Below are 23,233 nucleotides of genomic sequence, written 5' to 3'. Positions count from 1 at the left end.
CCCCATGAACCAGGAGATTTTCCATGCGGCTCTACCTCAAACCAGGCGCGTGTTCTTTATCATCGCGGATCGTGCTCACCGAACTCGGTGCGACCTTCGATGCCGAGCAGGTCGATACGCAGGCCGGGCTGACCGAGACCGACGCCGATTACCGCCGCGTCAATCCCAAGGGCTACGTGCCGGCCCTTGAACTCGACGACGGCACCGTCCTGACCGAGAACCCGGCGATCCTTCAATTCCTTGCCGATACCCATCCCGCGGCGGCCCTCGCGCCGCCAGTCGCGATCCTGGAGCGTGCACGGCTGCAGGAATGGCTCAACTTCACCGCGTCCGAGCTGCACAAGGCCTTCAGCCCCTATTTCCGTGGACATCCGCTCGATGCCACCGAAGGGCAGCAGGCCGCGGACCGTCTGGCCCGGCGCGTCGGCGATGTGGCGCACGGCCTTGCCGATGGCCGGTCCTTCATCCTCGGCAACGCCTTCACGGTGGCGGACGCCTATCTGTTCGTCGTTCTTAACTGGTCGCATGCCATCGGCTTCGACCTGACGCGGTGGCCGCGGGTCGGGGCTTACGTGGCGCGCATCGCGGAGCGGCCGTCGGTTCGCGAGGCCCTGCGCGCGGAAGGGCTTCTTGCCGGGGAGGCTGCGGCATGAGCGCGGCGATCCAGGACATCTGTGGCGTTCTGCAGGACTACTTCGATGCGCTGTATTTCTGCGATGTCGAGAAACTGCAGACTGTCTTCCACCCGAGGGCGATCTACGCGACTGCCGACGAGGTGCCATTCCTCTACCGGACCATGGACGACTACGTTCCGGTCGTCGCGGCGCGGCAATCGCCCGCTTCGCTCGGCCATCAGCGGCGCGACCACATCGATGCGATCGACCTTGCGGGTGACAACACGGCCCTTGCCCGCGTGCGCTGCTCCATTGGCCAGCGCGATTTTGTCGATTTCCTGACCCTGGTGCGCGTCGAGGGGCAGTGGCAGATCATCGCCAAGGTCTTCCAGATTATCGACCATCGCTCGCAGGAGTGACGCACATGCCATACGTGAACATCAAGATCACGCGCGAAGGCGCGACGACGGACCAAAAGGCCAGCCTTATCAAGGGCGTGACCGACCTTCTGGTGACCGTGCTGGACAAAAATCCCGCAACCACATTCGTCGTCATCGACGAGGTCGCCATGGAAGACTGGGGCGTCGGCGGACTTCCGGTCGCTGACTACCGGAAAACGCTCAGCACGCCATCGTAAGACTGTGTGATGGTCCAGATATCTCGGCCTGCCCGCGACCCTTCATCCGGCAGGCCGAGCCGCTTCCTTCTCCGGCAACCGGGCGGAGGGCTTTTTGTTTCATCGAAACATATGGTTAATGGCGCACCCGACAGGATTCGAACCTGTGACCTTTGGAATCGGAATCCAACACTCTATCCAGCTGAGCTACGGGTGCATCCGGTGGCGGCGCTCTGGCCGCCGAAGCAGGCTGTGAGGGGTTCATAGCTCAGGATGGGGCTGCCTTCAATGGGATAATGGCACTCAGCGCCTCTTGTCTCTTGTTTCTGGCGATCCGCTGCGGGCGGCGCCCCGTAGAGGGTGCCGTTCGATGCGTGGAATGGGAGCAAAGGGCGATGCGGACGCTTCGGGATGGGTTTCGGGCTGTGGTCATCGGGGCGAGCGGCGGGATCGGGGCGGCGGTCGTGGCGGCGCTTGAAAGCGATGGCCGGGCCGGCGCGGTGATCGGCCTGTCGCGTTCGGTGGACGGGCTCGAGGTGACGGATGAATCGGCGGTCAAGGATGCGGCGCAGCGGCTGAAGGAGCAGGGGCCCCTCGATCTCGTTTTCGATGCGACCGGGGCGCTGATCATCGACGGCGCCGGGCCGGAAAAGACGGTGAAGGCGCTGGATCCGGCCGTCATGATGAAGCAGTTCGCGCTGAACGCCATCGGGCCGGCGCTGATCATCAAGCATTTTTCGCCGCTCCTGCCGCGCGACCGGCGGGCGGTGCTGGCGACGCTCTCAGCGCGGGTCGGCTCCATCTCCGACAACCGGCTCGGCGGGTGGATCTCCTACCGCGCCTCCAAGGCGGCTCTGAACCAGATCGTGCGCACCGCGGCCGTCGAAATCGCGCGCACCCATCCGCAGGCGGTGCTGGCGACGCTGCATCCCGGAACGGTCGATACGGCGCTCTCCTCCGGCTACACGGTCAATCACGCAAAGCTGTCCCCGGCCGAGGCGGCGAGACATCTGCTTTTGGCGCTGGACGGGGTCAGCGCGGCGGAAAGCGGGGCCTTTGTCGCCTATGACGGCGAGAGGATCGGCTATTGAGCGGCTGTCGCAATCTGGTTTTCATTCTCGGCGACCAGCTCTCCGAGGGCCTCTCGAGCCTTGAAGGCTTCGATGCCGGCAAGGACCGCGTTCTCATGGTCGAGGTAATGGAGGAGGCGACCTATGTGCGCCACCACCCGAAGAAGATCGCCTTCATCTTCTCCGCCATGCGCCATTTTGCCAAGGCACTCGAAACGAAAGGCTTTTGCGTCGACTATGTTGAACTGGACGCGCGCGGCAACAGCGGGTCCTTCACCGATGAGCTGAAGCGGGCCGCGAAGCGGCTGAAGCCGGAGGCCGTCAGGATCACAGAGCCTGGCGAATGGCGCGTCCTTGAGATGATCAAGGGTTGGGAGAAGGCGCTTGGCGTGCCGGTGACGGTGCTGCCGGACAGTCGCTTTCTCTGTTCACGGGACGAATTTGCCGACTGGGCCAAGGGGCGCAAGCAGCTGCGCATGGAGTTCTTCTACCGCGAGATGCGGCGCAAGACCGGGCTTTTGATGCGCGGCGACGAGCCCGAAGGCGGGAAGTGGAATTACGACGCCGAGAACCGCGAGCCGCCATCCGGCGGGCTTTTCACGCCAAAGCCCCCCAGGACGCGCATCGATGCGATCACGAAAGAGGTGCTCGAACTCGTCGGCAAACGCTTTGCCGATCATTTCGGGTCTCTGGAGGGGTTCCATTTCGCCGTGACAGCCGATCAGGCCGAAAAGCATGTGGCGGATTTCCTCGCGCATCGCTTGAAGGATTTCGGCCGCACGCAGGACCAGATGGTGGCGGGCGATCCCTACGGCCATCATTCGCTGCTCTCCTTCTATATCAATGTCGGGCTGATCGATCCGATCGACCTCTGCCGGCGCGTGGAGCGGGCCTATCACGAAGGCGATGTGCCGCTGAATTCGGCGGAGGGCTTCATCCGCCAGATCATCGGCTGGCGGGAATATGTGCGCGGCGTCTATTGGCTCTTCATGCCCGACTATCTCGAAATGAACGAGCTGGAGGCGACCCGCGACCTGCCGGCCTTCTACTGGAGCGGCGAGACGGAGATGGCGTGCCTGAAGCATGTCATCACCGATACGCGCGACAATGCCTATGCCCACCATATCCAGCGCCTGATGATCACGGGGAATTTCGCGCTGCTGATCGGCGCGGACCCCAAGCAGGTGCATCGCTGGTATCTGGAAGTCTATGCCGATGCCTTCGAATGGGTGGAGCTGCCCAATACGCTCGGCATGAGCCAGTTTGCCGATGGCGGCAAGCTGGGCTCGAAGCCTTACGCGGCCGGCGGCGCCTATATCGACCGCATGTCGGACTACTGCGGCGACTGCCGCTACGATGTGAAGAAAAAGACGGGCGAGGGCGCCTGCCCGTTCAACGCGCTCTACTGGGATTTTCTGGATCGCAATGCGGCGAGGCTCAAGGGCAACCAGCGGCTCGCGACGGTCTATGCCTCCTGGGGGCGGATGAAGGAGACGCAGAAGGCGGCGTATCGGGAGAGTGCGGCGGTGTTTTTGAAAGGGCTGGATGCACTTCCGCGGTATGGGGAATGAAGAAGGGGCCGTCGCCGGCCCCTTCCAGTGTTTCCTTACGCCGTCTGCATCGCCCCCGGGCCGGGGATGGCTTTTGGCGGCACCTTGCCGAGGATGATCATGCCCAGCACTTCGTCCTTGGTGACGTCTTCGGTGCGGGCGTGGCCCACCACCTGGCCGTTCTTCATCACCGAGACGCGGTCGGCAAGGTCGAAGACGTCGTGGATGTCGTGGCTGATCAGGAAGATGCCGATGCCTTCGCGCTTCAGCTGCTTGATGAGTTCGCCGACCTGGGCGGTCTCCTGCGGTCCCAGCGCCGCCGTCGGTTCGTCCATGATGAGGATGCGGGCGTTGAAGAGGATGGCTCTCGCGATCGCCACCGACTGACGCTGGCCGCCGGAGAGCGCCTTTACCGGCTCCTTGAAGCGCTGGAAGTTGGGGTTGAGGCGGCCCATGACCTCGCGGGCTTTCGCTTCCATCGCGACGTCGTCCAGCGTGCCCCAGGGGGTGCGCAGTTCGCGGCCGAGATAGAGGTTGGCGGCGGCATCGACGTTATCGGCGACGGCAAGCGTCTGGTAGATGGTCTCGATGCCGTATTTCTTGGCGTCGCGCGGGTTGCCGATATCGGCCGCCTCGCCGTTGATGAGGATGTCGCCGGCATCGCGCTTGTAGGCGCCGGAGAGGATCTTGATCAGCGTCGACTTGCCGGCGCCGTTATGGCCGAGAAGCGCCACGACCTCGCCGGGGTAAAGGTCGATCGAGGCATTGTCGACCGCGTGGATACCGCCGAAGGAAATCGAGATGTTGCGCATTTCGACGAGCGGCGTGCGTTGTTCTGTCATTGTCGTCTTCCTTCTTACTTGGCGCGGGCGCGGTAGACGGTGTCGAGCCAGACGGCGACAACGAGGACCATGCCGACCACGATACGCTGCAGCGGGCTGTCGATGCCGAGCAGCACCATGCCCGATTGCAGCGACTGCATGACCAGCGCTCCGAGCATGGCGCCGGCAATCGTGCCCATGCCGCCGGCGAGCGAGGTGCCGCCGATGACGGCCGCGGCGATCGTGTAGAGTTCGTCGAGCTCGCCCTGCGCATTGGTGGCGGCGTTGAGGCGAGCGGTGGAGATGGCGGCTGCGACGGCGCAGAGCATGCCCATCAGCGCGAAGATGCGCACCGTAACCCAGCGGGTCTTGATGCCGGCGAGTTCTGCCGCTTCCGGGTTGCCGCCGATGGCGAAGACGTAGCGGCCGAAGCGCAGGCGCGTCGAGATGAAGGTCATGAGGATGCCGACGCCGATGGCGATCAGCACGGGAATGGCGATGCCATGGGCGATGAAGAGCCCGCCATCCGGCCAGGCGATGCCGTTCGCATCCGCATATTTGCGGGCGATGGCGACCGGCCAGGCGTAGGAATTGACGATGGCGATGGCGCCGAGAACGATGAGGCAGCTGACGCCGACGAGGAAATATTCCGCCCACATGGGCCGCTGCGGAAAGCCGAAGCGCTGGCGCTGCTTGCGGGAATTGATGATGGCGAAGACGATGGCGATGCAGGCGATGGCCCCGACGATCCAGCTTGCCGTCGCGCCGATCGAGCCCTCCGTGCCGCCGCCCATCAGGCGGAAGGTGGAGTCCATCGGCGCCACGGTGCGGCCCGAGGTCACGAACCAGGTCGCGCCGCGCCAGACGAGCAGGCCGCCGAGCGTGACGATGAAGGAGGGCACGTTCAGGAAGGCGATGATCGAGCCATGCAGCGCGCCGATGGCGCCGCCAAGCGCGATGCCGCACAGGAGCGTGACGATCCAGATGGCCGGATGCTCGAAGCCGAGGAACTGCGGCAGCACCTCGGCCTGCAGAACGCCCATGATCATGCCGACGAAGCCGAGAATGGAGCCGACGGAGAGATCGATGTTGCGGGTAACGATGACGAGCACCATGCCGGTCGCCATGACGGCGACGGAGGCCGTCTGGACCGACAGGTTCCACAGGTTGCGCGGGGTGAGGAAGAGGCCGTTCGACAGAAGGTCGAAGCCGATCCAGATGATGAGCATGGCGCCGATCATGCCGAGCAGGCGCGTATCGATCTCGGTGGCGCGGAAGAAGCGCTTCACCGGGTTTTCCGTCGCGGCGCGCGCGCGGTTTGCATGCGTGGTATTCGTCGTATCGGCCATGATTCTGCCGGTCCCCCACTGGTCAAAAATCGTTGTCACCTGCGATGCGCGGGGCCTCTTCCGTGGAGGCGGTTTTCGCACGCGGCCATCGCGGCAAAATCGGTGCGCACAGTTGCGCGCCAGGCCGGCGTCGCGTCAGCGCCGGTCCTTTGCTGGTCCGTTCTCCTCATCCGAAGAAGCGCCGCAACGCGATCGCTGCGGCGCTTCGGGACGGGTGACGGCGAGCCTTACTTGCAGGCCTCGACGGAGCCGGCGGCTACGCCCTGGCAGACCGTGTCCTTGGTGACCCAGCCGGCGTCGATGACGAGGTTGAGGTTGTCCTTGGTGATCGGCAGCGGAGCGAGGAAGACCGACTGCATGGCAACGCCCTTCGGGCCGCCGGAGAAGGTCTGTACGTCCTTGATCTCTTCCATCTTCTTGCCGGCGGCCAGTTCGGCGGCGATTTCAGCGGCGCGCTTGCCGAGTTCGCGGGCGTCCTTCCAAACCGAAACCGTCTGGGTGCCGAGCGCCACGCGGTTCAGCGCCGCCTGGTCGCCGTCCTGGCCGGAAACCGGAACGGAGCCGGCAAGGCCCTGGGCGGTCAGCGCCGCGACAACACCGCCGGCGGTGCCGTCGTTGGAGGCGACGACGGCGTCAACCTTGTTGTCATTGGCGGTCAGGAACTGCTCCATGTTCTTCTGGGCATTTTCCGGCTTCCAGCCATCGGTATAGGCTTCGCCGACATTCTTGATCTTGCCGGCGTCGATGGCCTCCTTCAGCACTTCCATCTGACCGGAGAAAAGGAAGTCGGCATTCGGGTCGGACGAGGAGCCCTTGATGAAGACATAGTTGCCTTCCGGCTTCACCTTGAACACTTCGCGGGCCTGCATGCGGCCGACTTCCTTGTTGTCGAAGGTGATGTAGAAAGCGGCCGGGTTTTCGATCAGGCGGTCATAGCCGACGACCGGAATGCCTTCTGCCGCAGCCTTTTCAATGGCGGGGCCGATGGCTTCGCTATCCTGTGCGAGAACGATCAGCGCATTGGCGCCCTGGGCGATCAGGCTTTCGACGTCGGTCAGCTGCTTTGCGGCGGAAGACTGGGCGTCGGCGGAAATGTACTTGTCGCCGGAGGCTTCCAGCGCAGCCTTGATCGCGGCTTCGTCGGTCTTCCAGCGTTCTTCCTGGAAGTTGGACCAGGAGACGCCCACCACCAGGTCCTTGGCGATGGCGGCAGAATGCATGGAAACGATGATGGCAGCGCCTGCCATCAGCTTCATAACGGAATTCATGATGTTCCTCCCAAAGAGTTGGCTGACCGCATGCGACCTCCCGCATGACAAACCGATCAGCCCGGATACCGCCGTCAAAAGCCCCAGGATCAAAGGTTCAGGACTTTTTTCTCGACAGTCGAGAAAATAGATGTCAGAGATTTTTAAGCCTGTCAACACGCTCATCGAGTGCTTGCACGGCGGCGGAAACGATGCTTTGGGAGGAGCATACGCTTTCGCTAAGATGTCCTCCCGCGCGTTGTTGCCATGCTCACGAAATCCAGCACAGAACTCGTGCGGCAACAGAACAGCAGCCTGGTTCTGTCTGCCCTCAGGCGCGGTGGGCCGCTTGCCCATACGGATCTCTCCGTCTTGACGGGGCTGTCGTCCGCGACCGTGTCTGCGATCACGGCGGATCTGGAGCGGGTGGGTATTCTCGAGCGCCTCGAACAGAAGCCGCCGACGGGGCGGGGGCGGCCGCGAGTCCTGTTCTCGCAGCGGCGCGACAGCGGCTACATCATCGTGGTGCGCATTTCCTCCGATACGGTGCAATATTCGCTGGCCGATTATAGCGGCACGCTGATGGACCGTTTCGAGGAAGCGCGCGGTACATCCTCCGGAGCGGGAAGCGCAGCCGCGAGTGATCCGAAAGCGTTTTGCGCGGCCGTCGTGGCGGCGCTCGACCGGCTGGCGCAGCGCTCGCGCCTGGAGCGCCGGCAGGTGGTGGCGGTTTCGATCAGCAGCAAGGGCCTTGTGGACCGCGATGCGGCGCGCCTCATCTGGTCCCCGATCTTCGGCACGGCGGAGATTGATTTCGCGGCGCTGCTGGCGGGGGCCGGCTGGGATGCGACGGTTGTTCTGAGCAACGAAACGCTGCTGGTGGCGCAGGCGCTGATGGCCGCGGCGGGACGCGGGGCCGAGACGCCGCCTGCGCTTGCCGCTCTCTCGCTCGGGCACAGCATCGGCCTTGGCATCGCACGGCAGGGACGAGGCGGGGAAACGGAGGCGAGCGCCCCGAATTTCGGCCACATGCTGCACACACCGGATGCCGGGCTCTGCCGTTGCGGCGCGCGCGGCTGCGTGGAGGCGGCGGCCGGCTTCTACGGCATCCTGCGCAAGGCCTTTCAGGTGCCTTCCGACACCATTCCCGCCAAATTCGTGCCGTTGGCGGAAATGGACAAGATCGCGGTTTCGGCGCGCCAGCAAAACCGCATGGCGGGCTACGCGTTTCGCGAGGCCGGCGCGGCGCTCGGACACGGGCTGGCGCGCCTGATCAGCCTCTATGGCGCCATGCCGATCCATGTCACGGGGCTTGGCCTGCGCTACTTCGATTTGATGCACCAATCCATGGAAGAGGCGCTGGCGCTTTCGCACGCGGTCCGCATTGGCGGTATGCCGGCGATCCATGTGGTGCAGGATGAGCCCGGGCTGGTGTTTTCCGGCCATCTGGAGCTTGCCTTGCAGGTGGTGGATGCCAGCATCCTGTCGGCCCGGCTTTAATACCAAAGATCAAGGATGATGACCCATTCGATGGCCTGGAAACGGACATCCGGGTCGGAGAAACCGCAGAGCGATGCTTTGGCATCGGTCGAGCATTTCGACGCCCACCGGTGGCCGTTTTCGAGGCCACCCCTTCGGGGCCGGTCGCTTTTGGCGTCCGACGGTGTCGAAAATCCTCGCCGGACCTTGTGGTCCGACTGCGGCTTTCTCCTGGCCGGACGTCAAAATCGATCCGGTCGAATGGCTCATCATCAATGATCTTTGGTATAAGTGCGGTCGCCGTCTCTTTCGCCCTCGGTACGCGTTGCCACCCACGCTTGGCGTGCATTCCTCGAGCGCCTGCCGGCGGTTGCTTGACGTCGTAGAGATACGCAGCCTGTTGACCTATTTCCGATTTCAGAACTGGCAAACATTCGTAATTTAACGATTAATCAATCATGCGTCTTCACTGTCTCGCAGAAGCATGCGGGTGGTTCGCTCACGTCATGGCCAGAGCCGGGGCCGCCACCATGCAGTCGATTTGCGGTGCATGGAGTGACCGGTGAAGCTCACCATTTCGAAGACCTTGATTGCCTTTGCCGCCTTTGTCACTCTCGGTCTTGCCCTGGCCATCGGCCTGCAACGGCAGACGCTGGAGCAGCTGAAAGTCAGCGGTCCCGTCTACCAGCAGATCGTTGACGGGAAGGATCTGGTGGCCGACATCCTGCCGCCGCCGCTCTACCTCGTCGAAGCCTATATGCTTGCCAACGAGGCGGATATCCGCCCGGAGCTCGGTGGCGAAAATGCGGAGCGTATCCAGAATCTGAAGGCACAGTACGACGCGCGGACGGCCTACTGGCGATCCTCCACGCTTCCGGCCGATTTGACTGCGGAACTTTACGGCCGTGTGCTGAAAGAGGGCGATGCCTTCTGGACGCAACTGCAGCAGGTCTTTCTGCCGGCGCTCAGGGGCGGCGACGCCGAGGCGCGGCACGCTGCCCTTGCGACCCTGCGCACCCGCTTCAAGGAGCACGAAGCGGCAGTTTTGAAGCTCGTCGGCATGACGGATCGTTACATGGTGGCCCGCGAGGCGGAGGCGAAGGCGGAGATCTGGTGGGGCAGCGCGCTGGCGCTTGCGGCCGGCATCGCGTCGCTTCTGCTTTTCCTCGCCGGGGTCGTCTATCTGCACCGCCGCGCCATCCGCCCCGTCGTCGGCATGACGGACCGCATGAGCAGCCTTGCGGCCGGCGACCTTGCCAGCGACGTTCCCTACGCCACGCGCACCGACGAGATCGGCAGCATGGCGGCTGCGCTCGGCGTGTTCCGTCAGTCGGCGCTTGAAAAGATCCGCCTTGAGGCCGAGGCCGAAGCGGCACGCCTGAAGGATGAGGACGAGCGCAAGGCCCGCCAGGCCACCGCGCTGCAAGAGGCGGAGAATGTCCGCTTCGTGATCGCCCAGCTTGGAGCAGGCCTCGGGCGCTTGGCGCAGTGCGATATTTCCCGGAGCCTGGACGAGGGGTTTGTGGGTCCGTTCGAGCAGTTGCGCTCGGACTTCAATACGTCGATCGCCACGTTCCAGACGGCGCTGGAGCAGGTTCTGCAGGAAACCAGCGCGATGCAGGGAAAAAGCCAGGAGATGCGCGACGCCTCCGGCAACCTTGCCAAGCGCACCGAGCAGCAGGCTTCGGCGCTTGAAGAAACCGCCGCGGCGCTCGAAGAGGTGACGTCGACGATCCGGTCGTCGGCGGAGCGCACCCAGACGACCCGCACGCTGGCGCGCGAAGCCCGCGACTGTACCCGCCAGTCCGGCAGCGTCGTTCAAGGCGCAGTGGGTGCCATGGAGCGCATCCAGAAGGCGTCGTCGGAGATCACCCAGATCATCGGCGTCATCGACGAGATCGCTTTCCAGACCAACCTTCTGGCGCTCAATGCCGGTGTCGAGGCCGCACGCGCGGGCGAGAGCGGCAAGGGGTTTGCTGTTGTGGCGCAGGAGGTGCGCGAGCTTGCCCAGCGTTCCGCGAGCGCGGCGCGGGAGATCAAGGCGCTGATCGGCCATTCCGGCACCGAGGTGTCGGCCGGCGCGAAACTGGTCGCAGAGGCGGGTGAGGCCCTTCAGCGGATCGAACGCTTCGTTGCCGCCATCGACGAAAATGTCGATGCAATCGCGACGGCCACGGCCGAACAATCCGCTGGCCTTCAGGAAATCAGCACGGCGGTCAATCACATCGACCAGATGACGCAGCAGAATGCGGCGATGGTGGAGGAAACGAGCGCCATCAGTCAGTCGCTTGCTGACGGCTCGATGACGCTCGCCGCGCTCGTCGCCCGCTTCAAGCTCAATCGCCAGCTGGCCGTGTCGGGCACTGGTCAGTCGGGTGGCCGTGCCGCTTCGTCATTCCGGTCCGCTGCCTGAGACCGGATGATCGACCCATGACATGCAAACGCCGGCGCGAAGGCCGGCGTTTTCGTTCTTGATGGTGCCCTTGGCGGATCAACCGACCGTGATGCGGCGCTTTTCGGCGACGGACTGGACAGCGGCATCGGCCAGGATCAGGGCCGCAAGGCCATCGTCACCGGTCGGGGAAATGGGCGTGCCCTTTTCGATGGCGGAGATGAAGGCGGCGATCTCGTTGGCATAGGCCTCGGTGTAGCGCGTCATGAAGAAATCATAGAGCGGCGGGCGGGTGTAGCCGCTGCCATTGGCGATTTCGATCGACACGGGGCGCTGGTTTTCCGCCGAGACGAGGCCCTTCGAGCCGTGAACCTCGATACGCTGGTCGTAGCCATAGGTGGCGCGGCGCGAGTTGGAGATGATCGCCTGACGGCCGGAGGCTGTTTCCAGAATGACGGAAACGCTGTCGAAATCGCCGGCCTTGCCGATCTCCGGGTCCACCAGCACAGACGCATGGGCCGTGACGCTGACCGGCTCTTCGCCGAGCAGAAAGCGGGCCATGTCGAAATCATGGATGGTCATGTCGCGGAAGATGCCGCCGGAGCGCTTGACATATTCGGCCGGCGGAGCGCCGGGATCGCGCGAGGTGATCGTCACCATCTCGACATCGCCGATGGCGCCGTCGGTGATCGCCTGGCGGACGGCCATGAAATGCGGGTCGAAGCGGCGGTTGAAGCCGACCATCAGCTTGGCGCCGGTGTCCTTGACGACCCTGAGGCAATCGCGCACGCGCTGGGCATCGAGATCGACGGGCTTTTCGCAGAAGATCGCCTTGCCGGCGCGCGCGAAACGCTCGATCAGGTCGGCATGGGTGTCGGTCGGGGTGCAGATGACGACGGCGTCGATATCGTCGGCCGCCTCGATCGCCTCGATGGTGCGGACCGCGCAGCCATACTGCTTGGCAATCGCCTCGGCCGCCGCCGGCATGGCGTCGGCAACGGCAACGAGGATGGCATCGGGATCGCCCGTGACGGCTTTGGCGTGAACCTTGCCGATGCGCCCTGCGCCGAGAAGGCCGAATCTCACAGTCATGATCGTCTCTTTTCAAAGGCCGGGCCTGCCCGGCGGGACGCGTTCGTGCTCACCGCCCACGATCGCAAAGGCGCACGACGGGGACCGTCGCAGAATTGGGGGGAGGGGCGGTCGAGATCGCGTCTCAACCGTTCGCAATGGAATGAATGAAACATTTCCTCCGTTGCGGAATTTTTATTCCATAACCGATGGCGGCGTCAAGCTTGCCTGCGCACTGGCGACACCCTAAAAGACCGCCCACATGTCCTGATGATGGCGGCCTTGCAAAGTGCGGCCGTCCGAGCCGTCGAGGGGAGCGTCGCCGCTTCCGGGCGGTATCCCCTTGCCCAGAAAGGCCCGCTGCCATGATGCTGAAATTCATCGACCCGGACCACCCCTTTTATCGTCCGTTGTGGGTGCGCCTCTTGATCGTCGGTTTCACCTCCGGCTGGACGGCGGTCGAGTTCATGAACGGCAACGAGATGTGGGGCTACCTGTTCCTCGCCATGGCGGCCTATACGGGCGCTTCGCTGCTCTTGTTCTACAAGCCGAAGGATCCGGAGCCGGCAGCCGAATCGGAGGCGGGCGCCATGACGGCGGACGAGGCGTCGTCCACGACAGGCGCCGCCGAGCCGGTTGCGGTCGAGAAGAAGGACGCCTGATCCGTCTCAGCCTGCCGCGCGGCGTTTCAGGCGACGAAGCGCTTCATCGATCAGCATGTTGGCGATCATCATCCGCCGTGTCGCTTCGGCGTGGAAGTCCACAGGGTGACGGTCGGGATGGTTGAGGGCCGCGAAGGCCCTGCGCCGGGCGGCAAGGCTGTCCGGCGTTTCCTGTTCGGCAATGCCGAGATCGGCGGCGATCTCTTCCGGGGACTGGCGAAGGAGATGTGCGGGCATGACAGGTGGGTCTGCCTTTCCCACCGCCGTCTCGCAGAGAGGTGGCGTCGCCGCCTCGTCCAGGGCGAAGGCATCATAGGCGCGGCGGACCATGTCGGCGCCGGCCGATCCCGCCCCATCGGCGCCGCCGACCACGAAGCCTGCGCCGAGGCCGCGCGGCTGCGCACCGAAGGCGGGTGACACCCGGTCCTCCGTGGTTTCAGCCTCTTCCTTCAGCCGTTCCAGAACCGACTGGAATACCGATCGTGCGAACATGCAAGGGTTTCTCCGGGCGGGAAGAACAGCATGGCGCGGTTACGCGAGGCTGATGTCGGGCAGGGCGCGGGCCTGTTTGAGGATGAGGTCGTAGAGGAGCTTCGCGCTTGGCGGGAGCGCGCGGCCGTGGGCGGTGATGAGGCTGTAGGGGCGGATGCGGATGAGGACATCGACCGGCAGAACCCGGATTTCCCCGATCGCGGTGCCGTTGCCGGCAATCATGGTCGCGACATCGCGGGCAACGGGGGCGATAGCATTGGAGTGGCGCACGATCGACAGGGTCATGATGATCGAGGAGGTGTTGATGACGGTGGAGGGCAGGCGCACGCCAGAGGCGGCAAAACTGTCCTCGACGGCCCTGCGCAGCAGCGTGCCGCGCGGCTGGAACACCCAGTCGAACTCCGTCATGTCGGCCAGCCGTGCGCCAGGATGCTCAAGCAGGGGATGACCTTCGCGCACGATGAGGCAGACATCCTCCTCGCCGATCTCCACCAGATCGAAAAGCCGCGGATCGACATCGTCGGGCACGCGGCCGACCACGAAATCGTGGCGGGCCGCGAGCAATTCACGGGTCAGGACGTTGCTGTTTTCGATCTGCACGTTGATGTAGATGCCGGGATAGGCGGCCGAGATCTGCCGTATGGCAGGCACGGCAAGGCTGAGCGCCGGGCCGGTGACCGAGCCGAGGGAGACCGAGCCGCCGCTGCCGCTCTTCAGCTCGGAAATCTCGCGGGCCGCCTCCCGAAGTTCCAGCAGAACGGCGCGGGCCCGGCGCGCCAGCGCCCGCCCGAATTCGGTCAGTTCGATGCCGCGCGCGACCCGTTCACACAAGGGTGCCTTGAGGATCGCCTCGATTTCGCCCAGCATGCGGGAGGCCGCGGGCTGGGACATGTTGAGCGCTTCGCCGGCAGCACTGATCTGGCGGTGTTCCTCCAGTGCCAGAATCAGCCGGAGATGGCTGATCTTCAGGCCGGCGCGCAGAATGGCGACTTCGGACATATCGGTGCTGGCAGTCGGCGGACGCGGGGGCATGGCAGGTTTCCCGTTAAGGTTCTTTTTACCGATGGTGGCTCGCCAATCGTTCAGATTTGCGAAAAATCACACTGTTTATATTCAACATAACAAATCTGGTATGTGAATAGCCAAATAATGAATTTGACAGTTATGCTGATTGATTCCAGTTTGCGCCCATTGCGCCAGTGCACGTGGGAGCGTGTCAGGCCGGGAGGACTTCTTTTCACCTTGGACCTCCGCCGGAAACTTCCGGACGCACGACGCCTTGCGCATGTCGCCCTGCTCATCAGGCAGGGCACCAACACTCAGGGAGAGACGTATGAAATTTATCACTTCGCTTCTTGCAGCAGCCGCGATGAGCGTAGCCTCGTTCATTGCCCCGGCCGTTGCGCAGGACAAGGGCGTCGTTGGCATCTCCATGCCGACCAAGACGTCCACGCGCTGGATCTCGGACGGCGAGACGATGGAAAAGCTGTTCAAGGAAGCCGGTTATACGCCGGACCTGCAGTTTGCCGACGACGACATTCCGAACCAGCTCGCCCAGATCGAAAACATGGTCACCAAGGGTGCCAAGGTTCTCGTCATCGGCGCCATCGACGGCACGACGCTCTCCGACATCCTGCAGAAGGCTGCCGACGCTGGCGTGAAGGTCATCGCCTATGACCGCCTGATCCGCGACTCGGGCAACGTCAACTACTACGCCACCTTCGACAACTTCCAGGTCGGCGTTCTCCAGGCCAACACGCTGGTCGAGGGCCTGAAGGCCAAGTTCCCGGACGTCAAGCCGTGGAACGTCGAACTGTTCGGCGGCTCCCCGGACGACAACAACGCCTTCTTCTTCTACGATGGCGCAATGTCCGTCCTGCAGCCGATGATCGACAGCGGCGAGATCGTGATCAAGTCCGGCCAGACCGGCATGGAAACCGTCGGCACGCTGCGCTGGGACGGTGCCGTTGCCCAGGCCCGCATGGAAAACCTGCTGTCCTCGACCTACACCGATGCCCAGGTCAACGGCGTTCTGTCGCCCTATGACGGCCTCTCCATCGGCATCCTCTCGGCCCTCAAGGGCGTCGGCTACGGCTCTGGCGACCTGAAGATCCCGGTCGTCACCGGCCAGGACGCAGAACTTCCGTCGGTCAAGTCGATGCTCGCCGACGAGCAGTACTCGACGATCTTCAAGGACACCCGCGAACTCGCCAAGGTCACCGTTTCCATGGTCAACGCGATCATGGAAGGCAAGGAGCCGGAGGTGAACGACACGAAGACCTACGACAACGGCGTCAAGGTCATCCCGTCCTACCTGCTGAAGCCGGTTGCCGTGACGAAGGCCAATGCCAAGGAAGTCCTGGTCGGCTCGGGCTACTACACCGAACAGCAGATCGACAATTGATCCCCTAACCGGATCAGTCATCCGGGGCCCGCTTCACAAGCGGGCCCTTTCCACTTCACGGTTGGACGCCAGGCCCGACGTTGCCCGGCATCCGGATCTGGAATGCGCAAGATGGACAAGATCATTCTTGAAATGAGGGGCATCACCAAGACGTTTCCTGGCGTCAAGGCCCTGAACAACGTCAATATCAAGGTGCGCGAAGGCGAAATCCATGCCCTCGTCGGCGAAAACGGCGCCGGCAAGTCGACGCTGATGAAGGTGCTTTCGGGCGTCTATCCGGCCGGGACCTACGAGGGCGACATCGTCTATGACGGCGAGGTGCGCCGCTTCTCCACCATTGCCGACAGCGAACATCTCGGCATCATCATCATTCACCAGGAACTGGCGCTCGTGCCGCTCCTGTCGATTGCGGAAAACATCTTCCTCGGCAATGAAATCGCCTCCGGCGGCGTCATCGACTGGCGCGAGACCTTTTCGCGCACGCGCGAGCTTCTGGCCAAAGTGGGCCTGAAGGAAGCGCCGGCCACGCTCATCACCGACATCGGCGTCGGCAAGCAGCAGCTGGTGGAAATCGCCAAGGCGCTGTCGAAGAAGGTGCGCCTACTGATCCTCGACGAGCCGACCGCCTCGCTGAACGAGACCGATTCGGATGCTCTGCTGCGCCTCCTCATGGAGTTCCGCGCGCAGGGCATGACCTCGATCATCATTTCGCACAAGCTGAACGAGATCAAGAAGGTCGCCGACAACATCACGATCCTGCGCGATGGCGGCACGGTGGAAACGCTCGACTGTCACAAGGAAGACATCAGCGAAGACCGCATCATCAAGGGCATGGTCGGCCGCGACATGGAAGACCGCTATCCGTCGCGCGAACCGAAGGTCGGCGAGACGCTGCTGGAGGTGAAGAACTGGAACGTCTTCCACCAGCATCACCGCGACCGGCAATTCCTGCATGACGTGAACTTCACCGTGCGGGCCGGGGAAGTCGTCGGTATCGCCGGCCTGATGGGCGCCGGGCGCACCGAGACGGCGATGAGCATCTTCGGCCGGTCCTGGGGCCACAAGATCACCGGTGAGGTGACGATGCGCGGCAAGCCCGTGGACGTCTCGACGATCCCGAAGGCGATCGATGCGGGCCTTGCCTATGTCACGGAAGACCGCAAGCATCTGGGCCTCGTGCTGATCAACAACATCAAGGAAAACACCACGCTTGCCAATCTCGAGGGCGTGTCGCGCTCCGGCGTCATCGACGACCGGAAGGAAACCAAGGTTGCGACCGATTACCGTTCGCTGCTGCGCATCCGCTCGCATTCGATCTATCAGGAGACGGTGAACCTCTCCGGCGGCAACCAGCAGAAGGTTGTGCTGTCGAAGTGGCTCTTCACCAATCCGGAAGTGCTCATTCTCGACGAGCCGACGCGCGGCATCGACGTCGGGGCCAAGTTCGAGATCTATTCCATCATCAACCAGCTTGCAGCCGAAGGTAAGGGCATCCTGATGATCTCTTCGGAGATGCCGGAACTGCTCGGCACCTGCGACCGCATCTACGTCATGAACGAAGGGCGCATCGTCGCCGAGCTCTCGAAGGCGGAGGCAAGCCAGGAAACCATCATGCGCGCCATCATGCGCTCCGGGGAGAAACACTAATGGCCGGTCAAACCAGCGCAAGCAACCAGACCTCGATCGGGGCATACCTGAAGAACAACATCCGCGAATACGGCCTTCTGGTCGCGCTCGTGGTCATCATGGTGTTCTTCCAGATCATCACGCAGGGCGTTCTCTTCCGTCCGGTCAACATCACCAACCTGATCCTGCAGAACTCCTTCATCGTCATCATGGCGCTCGGGATGCTGCTCATCATCGTGGCGGGTCATATTGACCTGTCGGTCGGCTCGATCGTCGCCTTCACCGGCGGCCTTTCCGCGATCATGCTGGTGAAATGGGGCATCCATTATTCGATCGTCGTGCCGATCTGCCTGGTGCTCGGCGGTATCGTCGGCGCCGCGCAGGGATACTGGGTCGCCTACCAGAAAATTCCATCCTTCATCGTCACGCTCGCCGGCATGCTCGTCTTCCGCGGGCTGACCTACCTCGTGCTGCAGAACCGCCCGATCGGACCCTTCCCCAAGGACTTCCAGTCCTTGTCGACGGGCTTCGTTCCGGACCTGCTCTACTTCGTCAATCCCGCGCCGGAGACGATTGCCAACTTCTTTTCACTCGTGGTCGTCCTCGTTCTCGTCGCGCTCGCCGTTTACTTCGGCCTGAAGAACCGGGCGATCAACGAGAAGCACGGCACTGAGAACGAGCCCTTCGTCTTCTTCGTCCTGCAGATGGCCGTCACCGCGATCGTCGCGATCTTCCTCGGCTACCAGCTGGCGACCTACAAGGGTTTCCCCAACGTGCTGGTGGTGATGGCGCTTTTGATTGCGCTCTACACCTTCCTCACCAACCGCTCCACCATCGGCCGCCGGATCTACGCCATGGGCGGTAACGAGAAGGCCGCCAAGCTTTCCGGTATCAATACCGAACGGTTGACCTTCTACACCTTCGTCAACATGGGCGTTCTGGCCTCGCTGGCCGGCATGATCATCGCAGCGCGCCTCAACTCGGCAACGCCGAAGGCCGGCGTGGGCTTCGAGCTGGACGTGATCGCGGCCTGCTTCATCGGCGGCGCCTCGGCGTCCGGCGGTGTCGGCAAGATCACGGGTGCCGTCATCGGCGCCTTCATCATGGGCGTGATGAACAACGGCATGTCGATCGTCGGCCTCGGCATCGACTACCAGCAGCTCGTCAAGGGCCTGGTGCTGCTCGCGGCCGTGTTCTTCGACGTCTACAACAAGAACAAGGGCTGATCGCAATCAGCCCGCCGCGCTGGTCCCCGGGTCGCCGCTGATGGCGGCCCGATCAAGGCGCGACTTATCAGAAGACCGGCGGCCCCCTCCGCCCTCTTCGACGGAACGATGAAAGGGAATGCCCCGTGCTGATTTCGCAGTTTTCCAATCCTGATGGTTCGATCTCGGTTGCGGTACGTACCGCAGCGGGCGAACCGGCCCGCGTGGTTGCCGGCGCGGCCAGCGTCTATGCGCTGGCGCTCGAGGCAGCCGACAGCGGCAAGAGCCTTGCCGCTACCATCGAAGCCAAGGGCTATGGCGAGAGCGTCGATCTTGCGGCCATTGCCGAGGCCGGTCGTTTCCTGCCGCCGATCACCCATCCGGATCCGGCGCATCTGCACCTGACCGGCACGGGCCTGACACATCTCGGCTCTGCCGCCACGCGCGATGCCATGCATGCCGCCGCCTCCAAGGTGGAGGAGGGCGCCACCGACACCATGAAGATGTTCAAGATGGGCCTTGAAGGCGGCAAGCCGGCGGCTGGCGAGACCGGTGTGCAGCCGGAGTGGTTCTACAAGGGCAACGGCACCCAGTCTGTCGCGCCCGGCGCCGATCTCGTCTCCCCTTCCTTTGCGAAGGATGGCGGCGAGGAGCCGGAAATGGCCGGCATCTATGTCATCTCTTCCAAGGGTGATGTGTTCCGCCTCGGTTTTGCCGTCGCCAACGAGTTCTCCGACCACGTGACGGAGCGGGTCAACTATCTCTACCTCGCCCATTCCAAGCTGCGACCGGCGAGCTTCGGCCCGGAAATCCGGGTCGGCGAACCGCCGGCCGACATTCGCGGCACCTCGCGCATCTGGCGTGACGGCGCGGTCCTTTGGGAAAAGCCTTTCCTGTCGGGCGAGACGAACATGTCCCACAGCTTCGCCAACCTCGAATACCACCACTTCAAGTACGGTCTCTTCCGCCAGCCCGGCGACGTGCATGTGCATATGTTCGGCACGGCCACGCTCTCCTTCGGCGACGGTATCGAGACCAGGGCCGGCGATCTCTTCGAGATCGAGGCCGAGGGCTTCGGGGCGCCGCTGCGCAACCGGCTCGCCATTGCTGAGACTGAAACCGTCGAGATCCATGGCCTTTGAGGCTCCAGGATCCCGCGCCGCACGGACCGGCTGCTCCCGGCCGGGACCGAGGACGGAATTGAGGATTGAAAGATGACTAAGAAAGCCCAATGGCCGCGCAAGCTGCGCTCGCAGGAATGGTATGGCGGAACCAGCCGCGACGTGATCTATCACCGCGGCTGGCTGAAGAACCAGGGACACCCGCACGATCTCTTCGACGGGCGTCCCGTGATCGGCATCATGAACACCTGGTCGGACCTGACGCCCTGTAACGGGCATCTGCGCGAACTGGCCGAAAAGGTGAAGGCCGGCATCTGGGAGGCCGGTGGCTTCCCGGTCGAGGTTCCCGTCTTCTCGGCGTCGGAAAACACCTTCCGCCCGACAGCGATGATGTATCGCAACCTTGCGGCGCTCGCCGTCGAGGAAGCGATCCGCGGCCAGCCGATCGACGGCTGCGTGCTGCTGGTGGGCTGTGACAAGACCACGCCTTCGCTGATCATGGGTGCGGCCTCCTGCGACCTGCCGTCGATCGTCGTCACCGGCGGGCCGATGCTGAACGGCTATTTCCGCGGCGAGCGGGTCGGCTCCGGCACGCATCTGTGGAAGTTCTCGGAAATGGTGAAGGCCGGCGAGATGACGCAGGCCGAATTCCTCGAGGCCGAGGCCTCGATGAGCCGCTCCTCCGGCACCTGCAACACGATGGGTACCGCCTCCACCATGGCCTCCATGGCCGAGGCTCTGGGTATGGCGCTCTCCGGCAATGCCGCCATCCCGGCCGTCGACAGCCGCCGCAAGGTGATGGCGCAGCTTTCCGGCCGCCGCATCGTGCAGATGGTCAAGGACGACCTCAAGCCCTCCGACATCATGACCAAGCAGGCCTTCGAAAACGCCATCCGCACCAATGCGGCTATCGGCGGCTCGACCAATGCCGTCATCCACCTGCTGGCCATGGCCGGCCGTGCCGGCATCGACCTGACGCTTGACGATTGGGACCGTTGCGGCCGCGACGTGCCGACGATCGTCAACCTCATGCCGTCGGGCAAGTATCTGATGGAAGAGTTCTTCTATGCCGGCGGCCTGCCGGTGGTGCTGAAGCGCCTCGGCGAAGCCGGCCTCCTGCACAAGGATGCCATCACCGTGTCGGGCGATACGATCTGGGACGAGGTCAAGGACGTCGTCAACTGGAACGAGGACGTCATCCTGCCGGCCGAGAAGGCGCTGACCCAGTCGGGCGGTATCGTCGTTCTGCGCGGCAATCTTGCCCCCAAGGGTGCCGTTCTGAAGCCGTCCGCCGCCTCGCCGCATCTGATGGTGCATCGCGGCCGCGCCGTGGTCTTCGAGGACATCGACGACTACAAGGCAAAGATCAACGACGAGGCGCTCGATATTGACGAGACCTGTGTCATGGTCATGAAGAACTGCGGCCCGAAGGGCTATCCGGGCATGGCCGAGGTCGGCAATATGGGCCTTCCGCCCAAGGTTCTGCGCAAGGGCATCACCGACATGGTGCGCATCTCGGACGCCCGCATGTCCGGCACGGCCTATGGCACCGTCGTTCTCCACACCTCGCCCGAAGCCGCCGTCGGCGGCCCGCTGGCGGTCGTCAAGAACGGCGACATGATCGAGCTCGACGTGCCGAACCGGCGCCTGCACCTCGACATTTCCGAAGAAGAGCTGGCGGCGCGTCTGGCCGAATGGAAGCCGCAGCACGACCTGCCGACCTCCGGCTATGCCTGGCTGCACCAGCAGCACGTTGAGGGCGCCGACACCGGCGCCGACCTCGACTTCCTCAAGGGATGTCGCGGCAGTGCGGTCGGCAAGGACAGCCACTGAACAGTTGCATCCGACGGGATCGACAAGGGGCGGCGCGCGAGCGTCGCCCTTTTGCGTTTGGGAGTGTTGCTTGAGGAGAGGGGGCAGACTACATTCGATGTGGTCAGGAGATATGGTCATGTCAGGGAAGGTCATTGGTGCGGCAGAGTTCAAGGCAAAGTGCCTGTCGCTGATTGACGAGGTCGCCGAGACGCGCGAGCCGGTGATTGTCACCAAACGTGGCAAGGCCGTTGCGGCTCTCACTCCCTTGCCGCCGTCGCAGCCGAGCCCTTCGATCGTCGGTGCTCTGCGGGGGACCGTGCTGCGCTTTGATGATCCCTTTTCACCGGTCGCGGACGGTGACTGGGACGCCGCCCGGTGATCATCGTCGATACGCACGTGCTTGTTTGGGCGGTCGAGGGAAATCCGCGCCTTGGTCGGACCGCTCTCCGCCGACTGGAAGACAGCACGGATGCCGGATCCGTGCTCCTCGCTGCGATCAGCCTATGGGAAATAGCCATGCTCGTCGAAAACGGCAGGCTGCTGCTTGATGAAGCGATTGATCGATGGTTCGAGCGCGTTATCGCACTTCCAAGTTTGCGTCTTGTGCCACTGGATGCGCGCATTGCGATTGAGAGCGTGCGCCTTCCAGGCTCCTTTCACCCGGATCCGGCTGATCGCATGATCGTCGCCACGGCCCGCACTCTCCGATGCCCGCTTATGACCGCCGATAGGGCGATCCTTGCCTATTCGCATTTGGGACACGTTGAAACCATCGACGCTGAGAGCTGACGATCGACTGCTTCTGCTTCGGAAAACCAAGGTCAGTCAGACCGGGGAGCGGGGTGCCGCAACCCGGCCTCATCCACTCAACCCTGCGACTGGCTCTGGCTCTGACCGCCCTCTTGGACCGTCAGCGTGACATCCAGCGTCTCGTTGACCGCGCCGTTGACGAGGCCGGAGATGGGGGCGGCGTCGGTGTAGTCGAGGCCGGTGGCAATGCGCACGTAGCGCGCGTCCGGGCAGATCTTGTTGGCAGCATCAAAGCCGACCCAGCCGAGGCCGGTGAGGAAGACTTCGGCCCAGGCGTGGGTCGCCGTCTGCTGCTCGACCTCGTCCATCAGCAGGTAACCGGAGATGTAGCGTGCCGGGAGCGAGAGGGTGCGGGCGGCGGCGATGAAGATGTGGGCGTGGTCCTGGCACACGCCCGCCTTGGCTTCCAGCGCCTGTTCGGCGGTCGTCAAGCTGTCGGTGGCGCCGGGCGTGTAGGACACGGTGGTGTTGATCAGTTCCATCAGCGCATGCATGCGCGCCAGATCGCTTTCGCCGGTGGAACTGCGGGCAATCTCGCGCACCAGCTTGCCGGGCTTGGTCAGCGGCGTCTCGCGCAGGAAGAGCCAGAGCGGGGTATGGGCGGTGTGAGGACCGAAAACGCCGGCGCGGTCTTCCGTTTCGATCTCGCCGACGGCGGTGACGATAATCGAGTCGCGCCCGCCGGCCACGCTCACCAGATGCACCTGGTTGAGAAACTGGTCGGCGTAGCTCACCTCCACCGTGGCGCCGTCCACCTGGACGGTCCATTCCACGACGGTCTGGCCGGGCCCGGTGACGGGCGTCAGGCGCAGGCGCTGGAGGGCGAACTGCACCGGCTCGTCATAGCGATACTCGGTGCGGTGATGGATGGACAGTCGCATACCGCCTC

At 63.7% G+C, this 23,233-nt stretch carries 22 protein-coding genes and 1 tRNA gene; 15 read left to right on the top strand and 8 right to left on the bottom strand.

The window, feature by feature from the left end; translation table 11 throughout:
* Positions 1 to 23: 23 nt before the first annotated feature.
* Genes gstA through F3H41_RS07060 form a run of 3 tightly spaced genes read left to right on the top strand, consistent with a single transcriptional unit; the run spans position 24 to position 1,251 of the window.
* Positions 24 to 653 (top strand): glutathione transferase GstA, encoded by a 630-nt coding sequence (gene gstA, locus F3H41_RS07070; protein ID WP_149737860.1) that lies wholly within the window; start codon positions 24 to 26, stop codon positions 651 to 653.
* Positions 650 to 1,033, top strand: a complete 384-nt coding sequence (locus F3H41_RS07065; protein ID WP_149737859.1) for a nuclear transport factor 2 family protein — start codon at positions 650 to 652, stop codon at positions 1,031 to 1,033. The genes gstA and F3H41_RS07065 overlap by 4 nt, the downstream gene beginning before the upstream one ends.
* Before the next feature lie 5 nt (positions 1,034 to 1,038).
* Complete coding sequence (locus F3H41_RS07060) at positions 1,039 to 1,251, top strand: 4-oxalocrotonate tautomerase family protein (protein WP_149737858.1); 213 nt, start codon at positions 1,039 to 1,041, stop codon at positions 1,249 to 1,251.
* Between the two features lie 119 nt (positions 1,252 to 1,370).
* On the opposite strand, the gene F3H41_RS07055 is transcribed toward F3H41_RS07060, so the two are convergent.
* Positions 1,371 to 1,447 (bottom strand) — tRNA-Arg (locus F3H41_RS07055).
* A gap of 178 nt (positions 1,448 to 1,625) precedes the next feature.
* Here F3H41_RS07055 and F3H41_RS07050 point away from each other — a divergent pair.
* Both F3H41_RS07050 and F3H41_RS07045 read left to right on the top strand, forming a co-directional pair.
* Complete coding sequence (locus tag F3H41_RS07050; protein WP_149737857.1) at positions 1,626 to 2,321, top strand: SDR family NAD(P)-dependent oxidoreductase; 696 nt, start codon at positions 1,626 to 1,628, stop codon at positions 2,319 to 2,321.
* On the top strand, positions 2,318 to 3,871 hold the full coding sequence (locus F3H41_RS07045) for a cryptochrome/photolyase family protein (protein ID WP_149737856.1): 1,554 nt from the start codon (positions 2,318 to 2,320) through the stop codon (positions 3,869 to 3,871). Before F3H41_RS07050 ends, F3H41_RS07045 begins: the two co-directional genes overlap by 4 nt.
* Positions 3,872 to 3,906: 35 nt before the next feature.
* On the opposite strand, the gene F3H41_RS07040 is transcribed toward F3H41_RS07045, so the two are convergent.
* From F3H41_RS07040 to xylF, 3 genes are all read right to left on the bottom strand, one after another.
* Entirely contained in the window at positions 3,907 to 4,692 is a 786-nt protein-coding gene (locus F3H41_RS07040; protein ID WP_149737855.1) for an ATP-binding cassette domain-containing protein, read from the bottom strand.
* 14 nt (positions 4,693 to 4,706) lie between these two features.
* Positions 4,707 to 6,020: a sugar ABC transporter permease gene (locus tag F3H41_RS07035; protein WP_149737854.1), complete on the bottom strand. Its 1,314-nt coding sequence runs from the start codon at positions 6,018 to 6,020 to the stop codon at positions 4,707 to 4,709.
* A gap of 227 nt (positions 6,021 to 6,247) precedes the next feature.
* Positions 6,248 to 7,288, bottom strand: coding sequence for a D-xylose ABC transporter substrate-binding protein (gene xylF / locus F3H41_RS07030; RefSeq protein ID WP_149737853.1), 1,041 nt, complete (start codon positions 7,286 to 7,288; stop codon positions 6,248 to 6,250).
* Between the two features lie 246 nt (positions 7,289 to 7,534).
* Here xylF and F3H41_RS07025 point away from each other — a divergent pair, with 246 nt between their 5' ends.
* Positions 7,535 to 8,767: an ROK family protein gene (locus F3H41_RS07025; RefSeq protein ID WP_149737852.1), complete on the top strand. Its 1,233-nt coding sequence runs from the start codon at positions 7,535 to 7,537 to the stop codon at positions 8,765 to 8,767.
* A gap of 541 nt (positions 8,768 to 9,308) precedes the next feature.
* Positions 9,309 to 11,159 carry a HAMP domain-containing methyl-accepting chemotaxis protein gene (locus tag F3H41_RS07020; protein WP_149737851.1) on the top strand — a complete coding sequence of 617 codons (1,851 nt, stop codon included), beginning with the start codon at positions 9,309 to 9,311 and terminating at the stop codon, positions 11,157 to 11,159.
* Positions 11,160 to 11,237: 78 nt separating this feature from the next.
* Here F3H41_RS07020 and iolG read toward each other — a convergent pair whose 3' ends face one another.
* A complete protein-coding gene (iolG, locus tag F3H41_RS07015; protein WP_149737850.1) occupies positions 11,238 to 12,230 on the bottom strand; it encodes an inositol 2-dehydrogenase in 993 nt (330 codons plus the stop codon).
* Between the two features lie 347 nt (positions 12,231 to 12,577).
* On the opposite strand from iolG, the gene F3H41_RS21485 reads away from it, so the two are divergent.
* On the top strand, positions 12,578 to 12,871 hold the full coding sequence (locus tag F3H41_RS21485) for a hypothetical protein (RefSeq protein ID WP_244616130.1): 294 nt from the start codon (positions 12,578 to 12,580) through the stop codon (positions 12,869 to 12,871).
* A gap of 6 nt (positions 12,872 to 12,877) precedes the next feature.
* On the opposite strand, the gene F3H41_RS07005 is transcribed toward F3H41_RS21485, so the two are convergent.
* Together F3H41_RS07005 and F3H41_RS07000 are read right to left on the bottom strand one after the other, a co-directional pair.
* Positions 12,878 to 13,363: a hypothetical protein gene (locus tag F3H41_RS07005; RefSeq protein ID WP_149737849.1), complete on the bottom strand. Its 486-nt coding sequence runs from the start codon at positions 13,361 to 13,363 to the stop codon at positions 12,878 to 12,880.
* A gap of 39 nt (positions 13,364 to 13,402) precedes the next feature.
* Positions 13,403 to 14,395, bottom strand: a complete 993-nt coding sequence (locus F3H41_RS07000; protein WP_149737848.1) for a LysR family transcriptional regulator — start codon at positions 14,393 to 14,395, stop codon at positions 13,403 to 13,405.
* 301 nt (positions 14,396 to 14,696) lie between these two features.
* On the opposite strand from F3H41_RS07000, the gene chvE reads away from it, so the two are divergent.
* The 7 genes from chvE (at position 14,697) to F3H41_RS06965 (ending at position 22,323) form a co-directional block, all read left to right on the top strand.
* Positions 14,697 to 15,767, top strand: a complete 1,071-nt coding sequence (chvE, locus tag F3H41_RS06995) for a multiple monosaccharide ABC transporter substrate-binding protein (RefSeq protein WP_149737847.1) — start codon at positions 14,697 to 14,699, stop codon at positions 15,765 to 15,767.
* A 111-nt stretch (positions 15,768 to 15,878) separates the two neighbouring features.
* Positions 15,879 to 17,414 (top strand): multiple monosaccharide ABC transporter ATP-binding protein, encoded by a 1,536-nt coding sequence (gene mmsA / locus F3H41_RS06990; protein ID WP_149737846.1) that lies wholly within the window; start codon positions 15,879 to 15,881, stop codon positions 17,412 to 17,414.
* A complete protein-coding gene (gene mmsB, locus F3H41_RS06985) occupies positions 17,414 to 18,619 on the top strand; it encodes a multiple monosaccharide ABC transporter permease (protein WP_149737845.1) in 1,206 nt (401 codons plus the stop codon). The genes mmsA and mmsB overlap by 1 nt, the downstream gene beginning before the upstream one ends.
* A gap of 125 nt (positions 18,620 to 18,744) precedes the next feature.
* Positions 18,745 to 19,740, top strand: coding sequence for an AraD1 family protein (gene araD1 / locus F3H41_RS06980; protein WP_149737844.1), 996 nt, complete (start codon positions 18,745 to 18,747; stop codon positions 19,738 to 19,740).
* A gap of 72 nt (positions 19,741 to 19,812) precedes the next feature.
* Positions 19,813 to 21,552 (top strand): L-arabinonate dehydratase, encoded by a 1,740-nt coding sequence (araD, locus tag F3H41_RS06975; protein WP_149737843.1) that lies wholly within the window; start codon positions 19,813 to 19,815, stop codon positions 21,550 to 21,552.
* 118 nt (positions 21,553 to 21,670) lie between these two features.
* Positions 21,671 to 21,913 (top strand): type II toxin-antitoxin system Phd/YefM family antitoxin, encoded by a 243-nt coding sequence (locus tag F3H41_RS06970; RefSeq protein ID WP_149737842.1) that lies wholly within the window; start codon positions 21,671 to 21,673, stop codon positions 21,911 to 21,913.
* Positions 21,910 to 22,323: a type II toxin-antitoxin system VapC family toxin gene (locus F3H41_RS06965; RefSeq protein WP_149737841.1), complete on the top strand. Its 414-nt coding sequence runs from the start codon at positions 21,910 to 21,912 to the stop codon at positions 22,321 to 22,323. Before F3H41_RS06970 ends, F3H41_RS06965 begins: the two co-directional genes overlap by 4 nt.
* 77 nt (positions 22,324 to 22,400) lie before the next feature.
* On the opposite strand, the gene F3H41_RS06960 is transcribed toward F3H41_RS06965, so the two are convergent.
* Positions 22,401 to 23,225: a transglutaminase family protein gene (locus F3H41_RS06960; protein ID WP_149737840.1), complete on the bottom strand. Its 825-nt coding sequence runs from the start codon at positions 23,223 to 23,225 to the stop codon at positions 22,401 to 22,403.
* Positions 23,226 to 23,233: the final 8 nt, after the last annotated feature.

This window comes from Rhizobium sp. RU20A (assembly GCF_900155885.1).
GTDB lineage: Bacteria > Pseudomonadota > Alphaproteobacteria > Rhizobiales > Rhizobiaceae > RU20A.
This window is presented reverse-complemented; position numbering and strand designations above follow the sequence as displayed.

Excerpts from the sequence above, each read along its gene's own strand:
- chvE (WP_149737847.1), top strand. The coding sequence starts at position 14,697 with ATGAAATTTATCACTTCGCTTCTTGCAGCAGCCGCGATGAGCGTAGCC.
- araD (WP_149737843.1), top strand. The coding sequence starts at position 19,813 with ATGACTAAGAAAGCCCAATGGCCGCGCAAGCTGCGCTCGCAGGAATGG.
- iolG (WP_149737850.1), bottom strand. The coding sequence starts at position 12,230 with ATGACTGTGAGATTCGGCCTTCTCGGCGCAGGGCGCATCGGCAAGGTT.
- F3H41_RS06960 (WP_149737840.1), bottom strand. The coding sequence starts at position 23,225 with ATGCGACTGTCCATCCATCACCGCACCGAGTATCGCTATGACGAGCCG.
- F3H41_RS07065 (WP_149737859.1), top strand. The coding sequence starts at position 650 with ATGAGCGCGGCGATCCAGGACATCTGTGGCGTTCTGCAGGACTACTTC.
- xylF (WP_149737853.1), bottom strand. The coding sequence starts at position 7,288 with ATGAATTCCGTTATGAAGCTGATGGCAGGCGCTGCCATCATCGTTTCC.
- F3H41_RS21485 (WP_244616130.1), top strand. The coding sequence starts at position 12,578 with ATGCTGAAATTCATCGACCCGGACCACCCCTTTTATCGTCCGTTGTGG.
- mmsA (WP_149737846.1), top strand. The coding sequence starts at position 15,879 with ATGGACAAGATCATTCTTGAAATGAGGGGCATCACCAAGACGTTTCCT.
- F3H41_RS07005 (WP_149737849.1), bottom strand. The coding sequence starts at position 13,363 with ATGTTCGCACGATCGGTATTCCAGTCGGTTCTGGAACGGCTGAAGGAA.
- F3H41_RS06970 (WP_149737842.1), top strand. The coding sequence starts at position 21,671 with ATGTCAGGGAAGGTCATTGGTGCGGCAGAGTTCAAGGCAAAGTGCCTG.
- F3H41_RS07035 (WP_149737854.1), bottom strand. The coding sequence starts at position 6,020 with ATGGCCGATACGACGAATACCACGCATGCAAACCGCGCGCGCGCCGCG.
- F3H41_RS07050 (WP_149737857.1), top strand. The coding sequence starts at position 1,626 with ATGCGGACGCTTCGGGATGGGTTTCGGGCTGTGGTCATCGGGGCGAGC.
- F3H41_RS07040 (WP_149737855.1), bottom strand. The coding sequence starts at position 4,692 with ATGACAGAACAACGCACGCCGCTCGTCGAAATGCGCAACATCTCGATT.
- F3H41_RS07000 (WP_149737848.1), bottom strand. The coding sequence starts at position 14,395 with ATGCCCCCGCGTCCGCCGACTGCCAGCACCGATATGTCCGAAGTCGCC.
- F3H41_RS07060 (WP_149737858.1), top strand. The coding sequence starts at position 1,039 with ATGCCATACGTGAACATCAAGATCACGCGCGAAGGCGCGACGACGGAC.
- F3H41_RS07025 (WP_149737852.1), top strand. The coding sequence starts at position 7,535 with ATGCTCACGAAATCCAGCACAGAACTCGTGCGGCAACAGAACAGCAGC.
- gstA (WP_149737860.1), top strand. The coding sequence starts at position 24 with ATGCGGCTCTACCTCAAACCAGGCGCGTGTTCTTTATCATCGCGGATC.
- mmsB (WP_149737845.1), top strand. The coding sequence starts at position 17,414 with ATGGCCGGTCAAACCAGCGCAAGCAACCAGACCTCGATCGGGGCATAC.